Genomic DNA, 286 nt, shown 5'->3' with positions numbered 1-286 from the left:
CGTGATCGACTACTCCTACGACAAGGAAGAAGACGGCTACTGCACGGTCGCGCTGGACTACGACAGCAGGTGCGACCCGGAGTACGACAGGGCCGTCAACGTGTCCGCGGTGAGCTACGGCCATAACATCAACGTTCCCGGCTCGAGCCCGACCGCGCGGATCGTGTTCACCACCTCTGATCGGGCCTCCGGCGGCGTTACCGACGAGCCGGAGTTCTGCGAGGACGGGCGCGACTATTCGGACTGCGTGTACGGCACAGGGCCGCGGTTTTACACAAGCCGGATA

1 protein-coding gene is annotated in these 286 nt (G+C 63.6%); it reads left to right on the top strand.

What is annotated here, in order from left to right; translation table 11 throughout:
- Positions 1-286: hypothetical protein (locus tag HCK04_RS40765; RefSeq protein ID WP_168066738.1), on the top strand; the 286-nt coding region annotated here is incomplete at both ends.

This window comes from Microbispora sp. CL1-1, from assembly GCF_012034195.1.
Classification (GTDB): Bacteria; Actinomycetota; Actinomycetes; order Streptosporangiales; family Streptosporangiaceae; genus Microbispora.
This window is presented reverse-complemented; position numbering and strand designations above follow the sequence as displayed.